General features: G+C 64.9%; 19 protein-coding genes. 10 read left to right on the top strand and 9 right to left on the bottom strand.

Features of this window, described 5'->3' with window-relative positions; genetic code table 11:
• Position 1: 1 nt before the first annotated feature.
• From F1735_RS08750 to F1735_RS08725, 6 genes are all read right to left on the bottom strand, one after another.
• On the bottom strand, positions 2 to 1054 hold the full coding sequence (locus tag F1735_RS08750; RefSeq protein WP_167236577.1) for a hypothetical protein: 1053 nt from the start codon (positions 1052 to 1054) through the stop codon (positions 2 to 4).
• 72 nt (positions 1055 to 1126) lie between these two features.
• Entirely contained in the window at positions 1127 to 2284 is a 1158-nt protein-coding gene (locus tag F1735_RS08745; protein ID WP_167236576.1) for a tetratricopeptide repeat protein, read from the bottom strand.
• 31 nt (positions 2285 to 2315) lie between these two features.
• The gene (locus tag F1735_RS08740; protein ID WP_167236575.1) at positions 2316 to 3353 is read right to left on the bottom strand and encodes a tetratricopeptide repeat protein; all 1038 of its coding nucleotides are present in this window, start codon (positions 3351 to 3353) and stop codon (positions 2316 to 2318) included.
• 31 nt (positions 3354 to 3384) lie between these two features.
• Complete coding sequence (locus tag F1735_RS08735; RefSeq protein WP_167236574.1) at positions 3385 to 4137, bottom strand: hypothetical protein; 753 nt, start codon at positions 4135 to 4137, stop codon at positions 3385 to 3387.
• Positions 4138 to 4393: 256 nt separating this feature from the next.
• Entirely contained in the window at positions 4394 to 4639 is a 246-nt protein-coding gene (locus tag F1735_RS08730) for a hypothetical protein (RefSeq protein ID WP_167236573.1), read from the bottom strand.
• 76 nt (positions 4640 to 4715) lie between these two features.
• Positions 4716 to 5138 carry a thioredoxin family protein gene (locus F1735_RS08725; RefSeq protein ID WP_167236572.1) on the bottom strand — a complete coding sequence of 141 codons (423 nt, stop codon included), beginning with the start codon at positions 5136 to 5138 and terminating at the stop codon, positions 4716 to 4718.
• A 270-nt stretch (positions 5139 to 5408) separates the two neighbouring features.
• Here F1735_RS08725 and tsaB point away from each other — a divergent pair, with 270 nt between their 5' ends.
• The 4 genes from tsaB to F1735_RS08705 are packed head-to-tail and all read left to right on the top strand — an operon-like array spanning position 5409 to position 8440.
• Positions 5409 to 6125 (top strand): tRNA (adenosine(37)-N6)-threonylcarbamoyltransferase complex dimerization subunit type 1 TsaB, encoded by a 717-nt coding sequence (gene tsaB, locus F1735_RS08720; protein ID WP_167236571.1) that lies wholly within the window; start codon positions 5409 to 5411, stop codon positions 6123 to 6125.
• Entirely contained in the window at positions 6122 to 6592 is a 471-nt protein-coding gene (rimI, locus tag F1735_RS08715; protein WP_167236570.1) for a ribosomal protein S18-alanine N-acetyltransferase, read from the top strand. Before tsaB ends, rimI begins: the two co-directional genes overlap by 4 nt.
• Entirely contained in the window at positions 6589 to 7497 is a 909-nt protein-coding gene (locus tag F1735_RS08710; protein WP_167236569.1) for a uracil-DNA glycosylase, read from the top strand. Before rimI ends, F1735_RS08710 begins: the two co-directional genes overlap by 4 nt.
• Positions 7481 to 8440, top strand: a complete 960-nt coding sequence (locus tag F1735_RS08705) for a DUF1853 family protein (RefSeq protein ID WP_167236568.1) — start codon at positions 7481 to 7483, stop codon at positions 8438 to 8440. Before F1735_RS08710 ends, F1735_RS08705 begins: the two co-directional genes overlap by 17 nt.
• On the opposite strand, the gene lplT is transcribed toward F1735_RS08705, so the two are convergent.
• A complete protein-coding gene (gene lplT, locus F1735_RS08700) occupies positions 8441 to 9703 on the bottom strand; it encodes a lysophospholipid transporter LplT (protein WP_167236567.1) in 1263 nt (420 codons plus the stop codon). It lies immediately after the preceding gene.
• Positions 9704 to 9830: 127 nt separating this feature from the next.
• On the opposite strand from lplT, the gene alr reads away from it, so the two are divergent.
• From alr to F1735_RS38210, 6 genes are all read left to right on the top strand, one after another.
• The gene (gene alr, locus F1735_RS08695) at positions 9831 to 10937 is read left to right on the top strand and encodes an alanine racemase (RefSeq protein ID WP_167236566.1); all 1107 of its coding nucleotides are present in this window, start codon (positions 9831 to 9833) and stop codon (positions 10935 to 10937) included.
• The gene (radA, locus tag F1735_RS08690) at positions 10930 to 12306 is read left to right on the top strand and encodes a DNA repair protein RadA (protein ID WP_166888516.1); all 1377 of its coding nucleotides are present in this window, start codon (positions 10930 to 10932) and stop codon (positions 12304 to 12306) included. Before alr ends, radA begins: the two co-directional genes overlap by 8 nt.
• Positions 12307 to 12366: 60 nt before the next feature.
• Positions 12367 to 12687 (top strand): PilZ domain-containing protein, encoded by a 321-nt coding sequence (locus tag F1735_RS08685; protein WP_167236565.1) that lies wholly within the window; start codon positions 12367 to 12369, stop codon positions 12685 to 12687.
• A gap of 164 nt (positions 12688 to 12851) precedes the next feature.
• Complete coding sequence (gene fliD, locus F1735_RS08680; RefSeq protein ID WP_167236564.1) at positions 12852 to 14219, top strand: flagellar filament capping protein FliD; 1368 nt, start codon at positions 12852 to 12854, stop codon at positions 14217 to 14219.
• 11 nt (positions 14220 to 14230) lie between these two features.
• Positions 14231 to 15601 carry a glutamine synthetase family protein gene (locus F1735_RS08675; RefSeq protein ID WP_167236563.1) on the top strand — a complete coding sequence of 457 codons (1371 nt, stop codon included), beginning with the start codon at positions 14231 to 14233 and terminating at the stop codon, positions 15599 to 15601.
• A 79-nt stretch (positions 15602 to 15680) separates the two neighbouring features.
• A complete protein-coding gene (locus F1735_RS38210; RefSeq protein WP_187364193.1) occupies positions 15681 to 15926 on the top strand; it encodes a Cys-every-fifth RiPP peptide CefA in 246 nt (81 codons plus the stop codon).
• Here F1735_RS38210 and F1735_RS08670 read toward each other — a convergent pair.
• Complete coding sequence (locus tag F1735_RS08670; RefSeq protein ID WP_222852965.1) at positions 15818 to 16084, bottom strand: hypothetical protein; 267 nt, start codon at positions 16082 to 16084, stop codon at positions 15818 to 15820. The two genes, F1735_RS38210 and F1735_RS08670, sit on opposite strands and share 109 nt — an antisense overlap.
• Before the next feature lie 92 nt (positions 16085 to 16176).
• Positions 16177 to 16380 (bottom strand): IS200/IS605 family transposase (gene tnpA / locus F1735_RS08665; protein WP_167236561.1); only part of this gene is annotated, 204 nt, incomplete at its 5' end.

Raw genomic sequence — 16380 nt, 5'->3', positions numbered from 1 at the left:
ATTACCTTCCATTGGCCAGCCTTACCTGGCGTATCCATTGGTTGGAGACGGGGAGGAACAGCAGGATGGTCCCGGCCAGCGAGACCAGCTGGCTGAACGCGGTCAACCCGCCATACGTCGACGAGATGGCGAACGCCATTCGGAGGCCAGTGTAGGCATTGAGAAAGCCGAACACGGCGATCACCGTCCAGATCCAGCGCGCCACATTCGAACCGCGCGCGATGAAGTACAGTACGACCAGCATCAGGACGATGCCGAACACAAGGCCACCGTAGGTCAGCTTCTTCATCAGCCCCTCGCCCAGCAGGGCGTTTTGCACGGCGAACATGTCGGGCAGGTAGATGACCGTCAGGACCATGCCGAGCACGGCGTTGAGCAGGAACAGCGCAACGGCCAGCGAGATGGTGCGCGGGCGCGGCGGGATTGCCACCGGCGCCGCCGGTGCGCCGCTCATGCCGCCCGGCGGCGCGTAGGGATGGTAGGGCTGGCCGTCGGCCGCGGCGGCGGCCGGGACGGCGGTGCCGGACGCCGGCTGGAGGCGCGGATTGTTGCGAATTTCCTTGATCCGGCGGAACCACGCATTGCACGATGGCGCAAACAGCATGCAGGAGAGCACGAACAGGATCAGGTACACGGCGCATTTGAGCAGCGCCGCGTCCATCGAGTAGGTAAACATCAGCATGAGCGTGCCGAGCGCGACCAGAAAACCCACCAGCATGCACACGATCAGCCAGACCCAGCGCGCCCAGTTGTGCCCGAAGGCGATCAGGGCCAGCACGCCGATCATGAAGGCCGAGATGAACAGTGAACTGTTGAGTTGGCTGCTGCGCAAGGCATCGACCGGGAGCTTGCCCGCCTCCGCCGAACTGCCCAGGGAGGCAAGCCGCGCGGACATGGTCGCCAGGTCGATCGCGGTCAGCGCCACGATGCAGATGGCGATGAGCAGCAGTAAGGTCAGCAGCAGGCCCGGGCGCGGCGTGGCGACGCCGTACGCGGCGGCGTTCTGGACGACGCCGCCGGAAGTGCGGGCGTCTGGGGAGGACTGTGGCGTCATGGGGTTCTTTTCAAGGGTGGATGTTTGACCGGCGTCGCTATCTGTGGTCGGCGCGCCGGGTCGGCTAAGGCCTTACTTCAGGAAGGTCGCCAGCGGCAGCTTGGTGTCGCAAGCGAGCTTGGCCGCCTTGGCCTTGGCCAGCCAGGCCGCCGATTCGCCGGCGTTGGCGGCGATGCCTTCGCCGTGGCGCAAGGCGCGGGCGTAGCGGCACTGGCCTGGGGCATGCGCCGCCTCGGCCGCCTGCTTGTAGAGCGCCACCGCTTTCTCGCGCTCGCCCGGGGCGCCGCGTGACATGAACAGCATGTCGCCCAGGTTCACGGTGGCGTCGACGTTGCCGCCTTCATGGGCGCGCTCGAAATACTCGCGCGCCTTCTTGACGTCCTTCGGCAGGTTCTTGCCGTTCTTGTAGAAGGTGGCCAGGTTGTTGAGCGCGGCCGGATTGCCCTGGCGCGCGGCGCGTTCGTACCAGGCGATGGCGCGGCGCAGGTCGGCCGGGCCGCCGCGACCGAACTGGTACATCACGCCCAAGTGGTGCTGGGCCTGGCTGTCTTCGCCGGCCGCGGCCAGGGTCAGCCACTGGCGCGCCTTGGCGTAGTCGCGCGCCACGCCATCTTCGCCAGTCAGGTAAATCATGCCGAGGATCGACTGGGCGCGCACGCTCGGCGTATCGGCCTGGGCCGCCTGGAGCAGCAGTTTCAGGCCGCCGGGACCGTCGCGCGCGACGTCCAGCCCGAAGAACAGGGCCTGGCCGGCATAGAAGGCGCTGTTGGCGTCGCCCAGGCCGGCGCCCTGGCGCCACAGGCGCAGCGCCTCAAGCGGGTCCTTGGCGACGCCGGTGCCGTTGGCGTAGCGTACGCCGAGCGCCAGATACGCGTCCGGATAATTGGCGGCGGCCGCCTTGCGCGTCCAGTCGAGCGAGCGGGCGCTGTCGGCCGGCACGCCGAGGCCGTCGCGCAGCATCAGGCCGATGTTAAATTGCGATTCGGCATGGCCTTGCTCGGCCAGCGGCAGCCACTGGGCATAGGCGGCGGCGTGGCGCCCGGCGGTCGAATGCTCGAGCCCGAGGTCGCGCCGCAGTTCGCCTTCTTCGGTCAGCTTGCCGTTCGATACCAGGATGCCGTACTGGGCCGACGTCTTGGCGGCGGGATCCGTGCTCGGCAAGGCGCCGCAGCCGGACAAGATGAGGGCGGCAGCCACGCTGGCGAAAAGGGGGCGGAGGGCGATGGTCATGGGATGGATGCTTGGCTGTAAGGGTAAATGATTATTTGCTGAGGCTGTCGGCGGCGACGCGGTCGAGCTTGCGCAGGCGGGCCAGGGCGGTGCGCCGCGCCGGCTGGTCCTGGCGCAGGCTGTGCAGCACCACCAGGCTGGTCCAGGCGTTTGCCGACTTGGGATCGAGCGCGACCGCCTTGTTCAGGGCGATCAGCGCCTTGCCGAAATTGCGCTTTTGCAGGTAGCGCACGCCCAGCCCGTGCCAGGCGGCGGCGTAGGTCGGGTCAAGCCGGATCGCGCGCCGGCTGGCGTTGACGGCATCGTCGATGCGTCCGATCGAGGCCATCGAATTGCTCATGCCGTGCCACACGGCCGGGTCGTCGGCGCGCTGGCGCACGGCGTTGCGGTAGACCTGCAGCGCATAGGCGTACTTGCCCTGGGCGTGCAGCAGGGTGGCCAGCGCGACGGCGGTGTTTTCACGGGCCGGGGCCAGTTCCAGCGCCTTGCGGTAATCTTGTTCGGCTTCGCTCATCTGGCCCAGTTTTTCGTGCACCGTGCCCAGCGTGTGCCAGGCGAAGCTGCTCGATGGATCGAGTTCGATCGCGTTCAGCAGGGCGCTGCGGGCCGGCTGGTACTTGCCGGACGCGGCCAGCACCGCGCCCAGGTTTTCGGCCACGGCCGGCAAGGTCGGGTCGGACTTGTGGGCGCGCTCGTAGTAGCCGATGGCGGCCTCGCGCTTGTCGCGGCTGCTGGCGATGATGCCCAGTTCATTGAGGGTCTGGGCATCGTCCGGCGCCAGGGTCAGCGAGCGCTTGAGCGAGACGTCGGCCTCGGCCAACTTGTCGAGGTGATGCTGGGCCTTGCCGAGGTAATACCAGGCGCGCGCCGAGCCGGGATTGCTGCGGGTCCAGGCGCGCGCCAGCGGCAGCACGTCGGTCCAGCGCTGCTCGAGCACCAGGGCGGCGATGGTGCTGTCGCCCAGGCTGTCGATCTGGGCGCGCACGGTGTCGTCGGCCGGCGGCTTGGGTTCTGCGCCGTGGGCGCCGAGCGAGAAGGCCAGGCAGGCGGCGGCGATCGATGTTTTCAACAGGGCAGTGCGGGCGGAAAGAAGCATAATGTCAGCGGGCGTCGGATGAATTGAAGGACAGGTTGATGCCTGGCCTGGTGTTTTTCTTGGGAAGCTTGAAGTCTTTCCTGAAACTCAGGTAAGCCGGCGTTTTCATGATCTTGGCAAATTCGGGATCTTCGTCCAGCGCCAGCTTGCGCAGGTCGGCGCGGGCCAGGGTGTCGAACAATTGCGGCTGGTATTTGTTTTTGCTGAGGGCGTTGGCCTTCAGGTAGACCGTGGCGCGCGTTTCGTAGAAATTGTCGAGCACCGAATCGTCTTCGATCGGCGAGACGGTCTCGAAACATTGCTCGATCTGGGCGATGGCTTCTTCATGCTGGGCCAGCGTGGTGGCGACCGCGCTCTGTTCGTAGGCCAGCATATTGTGGCAGGCGCGGCGCGCGGCGCGCACCACGTTGAATTCGGCCAGGTAAGGCCAGTCGTTGGAGGCGAGCACCTTGACGGTGCGGCGGCAGCTCTCGACGGCCGCTTCCTGCTCGCCCATTTCATACAGCGAGAAGCGCTTGAAGTCGAGCACGTAGGCCCATTGCGATTTTTCGCCGTAGGCCGGGTCGACCTTGGTCAGCGCCTTTTCCAGCTCCAGCACTTTTTCCTTGACGCTGGCGTAGCGCTTTTCGCTCATGGCCTTCTGGGCCGCCTTCATCTGGGTGTCGAAATAGTCGTCGAATTTGTCGTCGCCGGCGGCCAGCGCGGGGCCGGTCAGGGTAACGGTGAGGATCAGGCTGAGGAGTCGGTTAGCGTTCATTCGGGCGCGGAAGTGATCCAATCCGGCAGCGGTTGTGCGCGCCAGCAGGCTGTTGCCGGCGTCGCTCCCGATGTCGTTTTAGAAGAGTTTCAATAATTACACGGAGGGACGACAGAATACCAGTAAAAGGTGCTCTAAGGACAATCTTCGTGCAAGTGCAAGGTTGCGGCCGGCGCTGGAAGGGGGCGATGGAAGGTTCGGGCGTAAAAAATCCCCGGCTGGCGGGGAGGGCGCAGGCTGTGAGGGGAGGGCGCGGTTAATGGATCCATTTGCCGGCGGCGAAGGCGATGCCGGCCAAGGTGACGGCAGTGCCGATAAACCACTTGATCAAGCGCACCTCCAGCGCCGCCAGGTCTTCCTTGGTGACGTAATTGGAACGGATGACGGCGACATCGCGCTCCACCGCGAAAAGACGCTCGAGAATTTTTTCCACAGCCAACTCAAGTTTGATCATGCGGGCTTCCATGAGGTCCATTATCTGCGCTTTCGAAAGCGTGATCAAGCAGGAGATGCCATGGTGTGTCGTCCCGCTTCGGGTGCTGTTGACTTGACTCAAACGAGCGCATGGTGCGCCAGGTTCAGGCGCGCCGCAGCAGTGCGCGCAGATTGCATTGCTGCTGCCACAGGCGCCGCTCGTCGCTGCTGCGCGCCTGGCGCGCCAGTTCCTCGTCCGATTGCGCAACCTGGGCCTGGATCAGCCGCTCGGCCAGCGCCGGGTCGGGCAGCATGGTGCCGAAGAAGGCCACCGTGTCGTGGCGCTGGATCAGCAGGGTGGGGAAGTTGTCGACGTCGAGGTCGCCCACCACCTCGGCCTGGTCTTCGATATCGATCCAGATGAAGTGCTTGTCGGGGTGGCGTGCGGCCAGGCCGTCGAAGGCGGCGCGGTAGGAGGCGCAGGTACCGCACCAGGCCGCGCACAGGCAGGCGACGATCCAGCGCTCGCCCCCCAGCGCTTGCGCAATGCTGTCGCGGTTGTTGGAGTCGAGTGTGTGGCTGTGCATGAGCGGCATTCTACATCGGGCGACGAAGCCCTGCTTGCTTAGAGCCTATCTCAGTAGATCGGAGTCGCTGCTGGCGCGCCTGGCAAGCGAGTGCCGCCTCGGTATTCCTTCGGAATACCCTCGTCATTGCATGGCTAGCCATGCGGCCTCCTCGCGCCTTGCCCTCGCTTGCCATGCATCGCCTACGCGCATGTCGCCATCAGCTTCCCCCGATCTACTGAGATAGGCTCTTAAGCGCCAAGGCGGCACCCGGCCGGGTTAAAATACGGGATGTCTATTATTCTCGCTATTGAAACCTCGTCCGAGATGGCGTCCTGCGCCTTGCTGCGCGGCGACTCCGTCATCGCCCGTGAATCGTCGGGCGTGCGCACCCACTCGCAATCGATCCTGCCGATGGTGCAGGAACTGCTGGCCGAGGCCGGCATCGCCCTGAAGCAGTGCGACGCCATCGCTTTCGGCGCCGGTCCCGGATCGTTTACCGGCGTGCGCACCGCCTGCGGCATCGCCCAGGGACTGGCCTACGGCGCCGGCTTGCCGGTGCTGCCCCTGATCACGCTCGAAGCGATGGCCGTGGCCTGCCGCCAGCAGCATGGCGCCACCGATGTGGTGGCCGTGCTCGACGCGCGCATGGGCGAAGTCTACTGGGCCCAGTACCGCTACGATAGCCCCGCCGGACTGTGGTGCGAACTGGCCGCGCCGGTGCTGTGCGCACCCGGCGCCGTGGCGCCAGTGCCGGTGGATGGCGCGCTGGCCATCTGCGGCAATGGCCTGGCGGCCTATCCCGACGCGTTTCCCGGTCAGGCCTTCGGGGCCATGTACCCGGACATCATGCCGCACGCCGCCCAGCTGGCGCCGCTCGGGCGCGCCGCGCTGGCGGCGGGCAAGGCGCTCGGCGCGGCAGACGCCCAGCCGCTCTACCTGCGCAACAAGATCGCCTACACCAGCGCGGAACGCAGCGTGATCAACGCCGCCAAGGCCGCCGCATGAGCGCGCTGCGCGACGATGACCACCTGGTCTATGCGCCGATGGTGGCGGCCGATGTCGACGACGTGTTCGCGCTGGAACAGCAGGTCTATCCGCATCCCTGGACGCGCGGCAATTTCATCGATTCGCTCGGCAGCGGCTACAACGCCTGGGTGCTGCGCGAGCGCGGCGGGGCGCTGATCGGCTATTTTTTGCTGATGCCGATCGTCGACGAAGCGCACCTGCTCAACGTGGCCGTGGCCGCCGCGCGCCAGGGCGAAGGCCTGGGCCGCTACCTGCTCGACAAGGTCGCCGCCTGCGCACGCGGGCTGTCGATGGACTCGATCCTGCTCGAAGTGCGCCCGTCCAACGAGCGCGCGCTGGCCGTCTACCTGCAGTATGGTTACACTGAAATCGGCCGCCGCCGCGGCTACTATCCCGCCCATGACGGCAAGCGCGAGGATGCCATCGTGATGAGGTTCGTCTTATGAGTACCAGTGTACGCGACAGCGTCTTTTTGCAGGAAATGGGCATCGGCCCGCTGTGGACCTTGCGCGACGGCGCCGCCGGCGTGGCCGATGAGGCATATTCCGATGAGCTTGCCGTTCCGGCGCAGGTAGCTGCGCCGGAGCCTGCCGCCGCGCCCCTTCCCAGCGCCGTGCCTGCCGCCGTGCCTGCCCCCGTGCCCACCGTCGCTGCGGTCGTCATGCCGCCCCCGCCGCTGGTGGCCAGGGCCGCGCCGCCCGTCGCCAGCCCGGCCACCGATTCGGCCTGGGGCGAGGAGCCGCCCGCGCCGCCACCGACCGAGGACGAGATCGCCGCCATGGACTGGGCCCAGCTCAAGAACGCCATCGCCAACTGTACCCGCTGCGGCCTGTGCAAGGGCGGACGCAAGCCGGTCTATGGCAACGGCGCGCAGCAGGCAATCTGGCTGGTGGCCGCCGGCGCTTCCACCGCGTCCGACGAAAAGGAGCGCCAGCCGGTGTCGGGCGAACCGGGCAAGCTGCTGGTCAACATGCTGGCCGCGGTCGACCTTTCGCGCGAGAGCAATGTGTATGTCACCAATCTGATCAAATGCCGCCCGACCAGCGCCAACGGCGGCGACCGCGCCCCGAGCGCCGAGGAAGCGCTGGCCTGCCGGCCCTATCTCGACCGCGAACTGGCGCTCTCCGGCGCGTCGATGGTGCTCACGCTCGGCCAGATCGCCGCCAACGCCCTGCGCGGCAAGCCCTTGCAGGAAGCGCTGGCCGGTGCGCGCGGCCAGGTACACGAACTGGCCGGCGTCAAGCTGGTGGCCACCCTGCATCCGGGCGAGCTGCTGCGGCGCGGCGCCGACAAGGCGCTGGCCTGGGCCGACCTGTGCCTTGCGCGGGAGCACGATGAGCGGCGCGCCTGACAACTACCAGGATGGCTTCGCGCGCCGCTGGGGCCAGCTGACGCAGCCGCATGTGCGCGCGCTGGCCTGGCTGCTGCACGCGCCCGACCTGCTCGATCCGGACGACCCGCACTGGGAAGGCCGCATCGCCAGCCTGGGCGTGCTGCCGGCGGCGGTCGACGACTGGCTGCTCGGCCTCGATGCCGATCCCGCGCGCCTGCTCGAGGCGCTCGGCACGCGCAACTACACGCGCCTGGGCCTGTATGCCGAAAAGCTGATGGCTTTCTATTTCCGCGAGCACGGCCAGTTGGTGGCGCACGGCTTGCAGGTGCGCGCCAGCCGCAACGATACGGTCGGCGAGTTCGATTTCCTGCTCGAGCACGGCGACGGCGGCCTCGAACATATCGAGTTCGCCACCAAGTTTTATCTGCTGGAAGGGGCGGCGGCATCGCGCTTCGACACCTTTGTCGGCCCCAACCTGGCCGACAGCCTGGGCGCCAAGATGCGCAAGATTTTTGACAGGCAGCTGGCGCTCGGTTCGCACCCGGCGGCCCAGGCCGTGCTGCCGCGTCCCGTCACGCGGGCGCGGGCCTTGGTCAAGGGATGGCTGTTCTATCCGGGCGGCGCGGGGCAGGCGATGGAGGGTATCTCCGGCCGGCATTGCCGCGGCTTCTGGTGTACGCTCGACGAGGTGGCGGCGTTGGCGCCGGAGGCCTGGGTGATCTTGCCGCGCCTGCAATGGCTGGCGCCGTTCCGCGCGCCGGACCAGGCAGGATTGCTGAGCCGGGCACAGTTGCAGGCCACCCTTGCCGAGAAATTCGGCAGCGTGCCGATGCCGCTGCTGGTGGCCGCCGTGCGCGTGGAAGATGGCTGCCTGATCGAAACGCAACGCGGTTTCATCGTTCCCAACGACTGGCGCGTACGCGCCGCCTTGCGCCAGAAAATGGCGGGGCGGGGCGCCTGATCAGTGCTTGTGCTCGCCGATCAGGGCGAGCGAATCGTGCTCGGCCTGGTTCATCTTGTGCTTGCGCATGATCAGGAACATGATGCCCGCCACCGACAGGCCGAAGCCGACGATCACGATATTCAAGTCCACTTTCAAGGTGATCAGGATGGCGTAAATGGCCAGCATCGTCAGGATCGACAGGTTTTCATTGAAATTCTGCACGGCGATCGAGTGGCCGGCGCTCATCAGGACGTGGCCGCGGTGTTGCAGCAGCGCGTTCATCGGCACCACGAAGAAGCCCGACAGCACGCCGATCAGCAGCAACAGCGGATAGGCGATCAGGACCGAATGGACCATGGTCATGCAGACCACGACCACGCCCATGGCAATGCCGAGCGGGATCACGGTCAGCGACTTCTTGAGGGGAATCATCTTGGCCGAGCTGGCGGCGCCCACGGCCACGCCGAGCGCGACGATGCCGATCAGGGTGGTGGCTTTGTCGAGCGGCATGTGCAGCGATTTTTCGGCCCACTTGAGCACGATGAATTGCAAGGTCGCGCCGGCGCCCCAGAACAGGGTGGTCACGGCCAGCGAAATCTGGCCCAGCTTGTCTTTCCACAGCAGTGAGGAGCAATTGGCGAAGTCGGCGATCAGCTTGGCCGGGTTGCGTTCCTGGTGGGCATACTTGGCCAGGGTGTCGGGAATGCGCAGGTTGAACAGGGTGGCCAGGATATACACGGCCACCACCACGCACAGGGCCGCTTCGGTGGTGGTGTTGATGCCGGTGTCGACGAAGGGCACGTCCAGGCCGAGCATGAAGGCCGAGGCCTTGGCGCTGACCAGCGCGCCGCCCATCACGGTGCCGAGGATGATCGACATCACCGTCAAGCCTTCGATCCAGCCATTGGCGGCGACCAGTTTCTCTGGTGGCAACAATTCAGTGAGGATGCCGTACTTGGCCGGCGAATACACCGCCGCGCCGAAGCCGACCACCGCGTAGGCCAGCAGCGGGTGGACCTGGAAGAAGATGAGCGCGCAGCCGGCCACTTTGACCAGGTTGGCGATAAACATCACTTTGCCCTTGGGCATGGAATCGGCGAAAGCGCCGACAAATGGCGCAAGGAGCACATAGAAGAGGACGAAGGAAAGCTTGAGCAAAGGCGTCAGCGAAGCCGGCGCATTCATGGAGATCAGCAGATCGATCGCCACGAACAGCAAGGCGTTGTCTGCCAGCGACGAAAAAAACTGCGCCGCCATGATGGTGTAAAAACCACGATTCATTCGAGAAGTCTAAAAGCTAGTGTGGGTTGCTTTATACCATGAATGGCTGGGAAGCCAAAGAAATCGGCGCGTCGGAACGGGCTGCGTCCGGTAAAATACAGGCTTGCCAATCACCCCATTCCGCACTATGCCGCGCCCGCTCATCGCCACGATTCACCTAGATTCCATGCAGCATAACCTGATGCGGGCGCGCGACTGCGCACCGCACGCCAAGGTGTGGGGGGTGGTCAAGGCCAACGCCTACGGCCATGGGCTCGAACGCGGCATGCGCGGCTTGGCCGACGCCGACGGGCTGGCCCTGATCGAAACCGAGAACGCGGTGCGCCTGCGCGAACTGGGCTGGACGCGCCCGATCCTGCTGCTGGAAGGGATTTTCGACGCAGGCGATGTCGACTTGCTGGTGCGCCATCAGCTCAACAGCGCTGTGCATACGGTGGAGCAGATCGTGCTGCTGGAGCAGGCGACGCTGCCCGGCCCGATCGACCTCCACCTGAAGATGAATACCGGCATGAACCGGCTCGGTTTCCGGCCGGAAGCCTTCGGCGCCGCGTATGCGCGCCTGCGCGCCATCCCCGCGGTGCGCGAGATCACCCTGATGACCCACTTCGCCAACGCCGATGAGCTCGAACACCCGCGCCTTACCGTGCTCGAGCAGGTGCGCCGCTTCTGCCTGGGTGCGGACGGCTTGCCCGGCCAGCGCAGCCTGTCGAACTCGGGCGGCGTGCTGCACCAGGGGGCGCTGTCGGACGAATTGTCGAACGACTGGGTGCGTCCCGGCATCATGCTATACGGCGGCACCCCGGGCGGGCGCAGCGCGGCCGCCTTCGACCTGCGTCCGACCATGACCCTGGCCAGCGAAATTATCGGCGTGCAAGACCTGGTGGCCGGCGACTCGGTCGGCTACGGCAGCGGCTTCCAGGCCGAGTGGCCGATGACGGTGGGCATCGTTGCATGCGGCTACGCCGACGGCTACCCGCGCCACGCGCCGCATGGCACCCCGGTGATGGTTGACGGCATCCTCACCAAGCTGGTGGGCCGGGTGTCGATGGACATGATGGCGGTCGACCTGACCCACGTGCCGCGCGCCGGGGTCGGCAGCAAGGTGATCCTGTGGGGCGCCGGCTTGCCGATCGACACCGTGGCCAACGCCGCCGGCACCATCGGTTACGAATTAATGTGCGCGCTGGCCCCCCGCGTGCGCGTCGTGGAAGGCAATCTGGATCTCAATGGCTAAAGTTAAAACGCAATACACCTGCAGCGACTGCGGCGGGATCAGCAACAAATGGACCGGGCAGTGCGCCGCCTGCCATCAGTGGAACACGATGGTCGAGACGGTGCTCGACACGCCCGGCGTGAACCGCCTGTCGCAGACCCAGCACAGGAGCCTGGCGCAGACCGCGCCGGTGCTGTCCCTGGCCGACATCGAAGCGGTCGACGTGCCGCGCTTCGGCACCGGTATCGAAGAATTCGACCGCGTGCTCGGCGGCGGGCTGGTCTCGGGCGGGGTGGTGCTGATCGGCGGCGACCCCGGCATCGGCAAGTCGACCCTGTTGCTGCAGGCGCTGGCCAATATCTCGCACATCAAGAGTACTTTATATGTGAGCGGCGAGGAATCGGGCGCCCAGATCGCCCTGCGCGCGCGCCGGCTCGGGGTCGATGGCAAGGAACTTAAACTGCAGGCCGAGATCCAACTTGAGAAGATCCTCGGCACCCTGGCGGACCTGAAGCCCGAAGTGGCGGTGATCGACTCGATCCAGACCGTGTATTCCGACGCGCTGACCTCGGCGCCCGGTTCGGTGGCGCAGGTGCGCGAATGCGCGGCGCAACTGACCCGGGTGGCCAAGCAGACCGGCGTGACCATTATCCTGGTCGGCCATGTGACCAAAGAGGGTGCGCTGGCCGGGCCGCGCGTGCTTGAGCACATTGTCGACACGGTGCTGTATTTCGAGGGCGACACCCAGTCCAGTTTCCGGCTGGTGCGGGCGATCAAGAACCGCTTCGGCGCGGTCAACGAGCTGGGTGTGTTCGCGATGACCGAAAAAGGCTTGAAAGGGGTGTCCAACCCTTCGGCGCTGTTTCTGTCGCAACACGACAACCAGGTGCCGGGCTCGTGCGTGATGGTGACGCAAGAGGGTACGCGGCCCTTGCTGGTCGAAATCCAGGCCCTGGTCGATACCAGCCACCTGCCCAATGCGCGCCGCCTGTCGGTGGGGCTGGAGCAGAACCGGCTGGCGATGCTGCTGGCGGTGCTGCACCGGCACGCCGGTATCGCCGCGTTCGACCAGGATGTCTTCATCAATGCGGTGGGTGGGGTCAAGATCACCGAACCGGCGGCCGACCTGGCGGTGCTGCTGGCAATTAACTCGTCGATGCGCAGCAAACCGCTGCCGCGCGGCCTCGTGGTGTTCGGCGAAGTGGGGCTGGCGGGCGAAATCCGGCCGGCGCCGCGCGGCCAGGAACGCTTGCGCGAAGCGGCCAAGCTGGGTTTTTCAATTGCAATGATTCCCAAGGCTAACGTGCCGAAGCAGAAAATCGAAGGCATGACCATCGTCGCGGTGGAACGGATCGACGAAGCATTTAACAAACTGCGCGAACTGGATTAGCCCACCGATGTTGCAAATTAGAACTATAATGTATGACTCTGCAATGCCAACGGGCGAAACGTGTTTAACGAACAAAGACAAGCGCAGCGAAAATTGTTAAAAGTTAAAGCTGTGGTGACGGTGGACGGTTCTGCACCGGCTGCCGTCAAGACGGTGGATGTGGGGGCGAACGGGATGTGCATCATGTCGCCCGAGCCGATCCAGGTGGGGGCGAGCGCGCAGTTGCGCTTCGACCTGTTCGTCGATGGCGTCATGACCACGATTGATGTACGCGGCAAGGCCTCGTACTGCATTTTGAGCCATGGCGACTTCAAGGTCGGCTTCAGCTTCCTCAACCTGAATTTGTCGGGAGTCACGCAGCTGGCCAAGTTCCTGAAGTAAGACTGACTGACGCGGGGTCTGGGCATGCATCGCCTGCCCGCGACGGGCGCAAGCTTGTTCCCCGCTGTCCTTGATCTGGCTCAGGTCTTGATCAGGAATTTGAACGAAGTGCGGCAAGCGAATGTGTTACCTTTACGTTAAACGTGAATCAAAGGTAAAACATCATGGCCGTGCCGATCAATTCCAACAGTGTCCTGGGTGGCCTCAAGCCGGGCAACGCCGCCTCCCCCGAGATGGTCGGCCGGGCCAACAAGAGCTTGTTTGCGCAAAACGCCGGGGTCCAGAAACTCAGCGCCCAGCTGACCCGTGACCAGACCCGCCTGTCCGGGCTCGGGCAATTGCAAAGCGCCTTGGCCAATTTCCAGTCGCTGACCCAGTCGCTGTCCGGCGCCGGCCTGCAAACCGGCGCCACCTCGTCCAGCCCCAAGGTCCTGACCGCCGTGACCATGACCGGCGCCAAGTCGGGCACCTATGCCATCGACGTGCAGCAACTTGCGCAGTCAAAAACCCTGCTGACGCTTCCGCAAAAAGACCAGGATACGCCGATCGGCAAGGGCCTGCCCAGCGCCATCAAGGTCGAATTCGGCACCGAGTCGGGCAGCGGCTTCGCGCCAAACGGCAGCGTTCGTTCAATCAACATCGACAGTGGCAACAATACCCTGCAAGGCATGGCGGACGCGTTCAAGGCGGCCGGCATCGACGCCACCATCGTCAAGGGCAGCGCCGGCTTCGCGCTGCAACTGAAGGGGGCGGAAGGCGCGGCCGGCAGCATGCGCATCAGCGCCGGCGGCGACGCGGCGGTTGAAAAACTGCTGGCCTACAATCCTGCCGGCCTCAAGAACCTGACGGCCGGCAGCACCGCCCAGGACGCGATACTCCATATCGACGGCAAGCGCGTCACCAGTTCGGGCAACGTGATTACCGGCCAGATCGGCGGCACGGCGCTGGCGCTGACCGCAAAGGGCGCTACCAAAGTGATTGTCGCCCAGGAAACCGGGGCAATCGCCAAAAATATCGGCAATTTTGTCGATGGCTTCAACAAGCTCTCGTCCACCTTGCAAGGCTTGCAGCAGGGCGGCCTGAAATCCGATCCCGCGCTGCGCCAGGCGCAGGAGCAACTGACGAACATGGTTCGCAGCAATAGCGAGGCGCTGGAAAAAGCCGGCGTTTCGCTCGACAAGAATGGCACGCTCAAGATCGACGCCAAGGCCTTGGCGTCGGCGGTTCAGGCCGACCCGAACGCGCTCAGCAAATTATTCACCGACGGCGGTAAGGGCATTGCCGACAAGCTCGACACGCAGTTAGGCCAGCTGCTCGGCGCCGGCAGCGGCATCGGCAAGGAAAAACTGACGGCCGAGCGTAGCGTCAGCACGCTGACCAGCCAGAAAACCGCGCTCACCGGCGCGCTCAATGCCCAGGCGAGCAACCTGCTTGCGCGCTACACCGACATCAGCCAGGGTGGCGGCGCCAACAGTGCCTTGCCCGGCCTGCCCGGAGGAGGGGCCCGCTCGCTGTTTGATTTCATGGCTTGAGGAGATGTCGAATGGCGGTTCGCAAGAACTTTACTTTCAGCGATATGGACCTGTGGCTCAACCAGCGCCAGGTCACCGAAATTGAATGTCTGGTACCGGACCTGACCGGCGTCGCGCGCGGCAAGATCCTGCCGCGCACCAAATTCACCAACGAACGCGGCATGCGCATGCCGGAAGCCGTGCTTGGCATGACCGTCACCGGCAATTATCCGGCCGACGACCTTGCGTACTTCCGCGCCATTTCCGAGATCGACCGCGACATGGTGCTGCGGCCCGACCCGTCCACCATCACCATGGTGCCGTGGGCGCTCGACCCGACCGCCCAGGTTATCCACGACTGCTATTTTTCCGACGGCAGCCTGGTCGATTTCGCCCCGCGCAGCGTGCTGCGGCGCGTGCTCAAGCTGTATGCGGACAAGGGTTGGGAAGCGAGCGTGGGCCCGGAACTCGAGTTCTACCTGACTGCGCGCAACAACGACCCCGACCTGCCGCTGCGCTCGCCCATCGGCCGTAGCGGACGCGCCGAAACCAGCCGCCAGATCTACAGCATCGACGCCGTCAACGAATTCGACCCCCTGTTCGAGGATATCTACGATTTCTGCGAGCTCATGCAGCTCGACGTCGACACCGTGATCCACGAGATCGGCGCCGGCCAGTTCGGCATCGACCTGCTCTCGTGCAAGCCGCTCACCATGGCCGACAATGTGTTCTTCTTCAAGCGCACCTTGCGCGAAGCGGCGCACAAGCACAATATGTACGCCACCTTCATGGCCAAGCCGCTCGCCAACGAGCCGGGCTCGGCGATGCACGTGCATCAGGGTGTGACCGACAGCGGCACCGGCCTGAACCTGTTCAGTACACCGGAAGGGGCGCCGTCACCCGCGTTTTACCATTACATCGGTGGCTTGCAGCGCTACATGCCGGCGGCGATGGCGCTGGCCGCGCCGTATGTCAATTCGTACCGGCGCATCGTGCGCCACACCACCGCGCCCATCAATGTGCAGTGGGGCCTGGATAACCGCACGGTTGGCTTTCGGGTACCGGAGTCGACAGCGCAGGAGCGCAAGGTGCAAAACCGCGTCATCGGCGCCGACGCCAACCCCTACCTGGCATTTGCCGTCACGCTGGCATGTGGCTATCTGGGCATGACGGAAGAGATCGAGCCGAGCGCGATGACAGTCGGCAGCGCCCACGCGCTCGACTTCGAGCTGCCGCAGGGCTTGCCGCAAGCCTTGAAGCTGCTGCGCGCCGCGGACAAGCTGCGCGACGTGCTGGGCGAGCGGTTCGTCGACGTGTACGCCGCTATCAAGGACCAGGAACACCTGGAATTCATGACCGTCATCAGCCCCTGGGAGCGCGAGCATTTGTTGCTGCATGTGTAGGGAAAAGATGGTTTCCTTCAACTTTCTTGTGGTCCTGATTGGCGCAACGAGCATGACATGATTTAGCTGCAGCTTTAGTCTGGCATGTCCCGCACGGGCATGTCCCGCACGGGCATGTCCCACACGGGCATGTCCCACACGGGCATGTCCCACACGGGCATGTCCCACACGGGCATGTCCCACACGGGCATGTCCCCGACAAGCATGTCATCCTCGTCAAACATCCCCCTCCACGCTCCACGCGGCGAGGGCGCGTTCGAACCACTGTTTCACGGCAGGCAAGCGCGATACGGCCGAAACCACCCAGGTGAGTTGTGTAAAATGAAATGACTTTAAAATACGTCGCGGTCGTTGTTCGATCCAGGCACCCAAGGATAAGCTTATGAAAAACATGCTGTTTTCCATCGCCGCACTGCTGCTTCTCGCAGCTTGCAGCAACGATGTCAATTTCTCGATAGATAACCCGACCGATGCGGCAATCAAACTGCAGATTGATCGGTTGCGCGGCAAACCTCGCCCTTCAGGGCGGGGCGGGGTCGCGAGCGCGGACGGCGCAGCCGTCCGGTTTGGTGCGTCTAGTGCGGCGTCTGCTGCGGTTCGATGTACTGCCGGATAACGGCGATAGGCGCACCGCCGCAGCTACCGGCAAAGCAGGAAGGCGACCATAGCGCGCCGCCCCAAAGCTTCTTGCGGATGCTCGGATAGTTCTTCTTCCGAATCATGCGGCTGGAAACGCCTTTCAGGCTGTTGACCAGATTGGAAACGGAAACCTTGGGCGG

Origin of the sequence: Massilia genomosp. 1 (assembly GCF_011682185.1) — a bacterium.
GTDB lineage: Bacteria > Pseudomonadota > Gammaproteobacteria > Burkholderiales > Burkholderiaceae_D > Telluria_A > Telluria_A rubra.
Note: the sequence above shows the minus strand (reverse complement) of the source record. Positions and strands in the feature narration are given on the sequence as shown.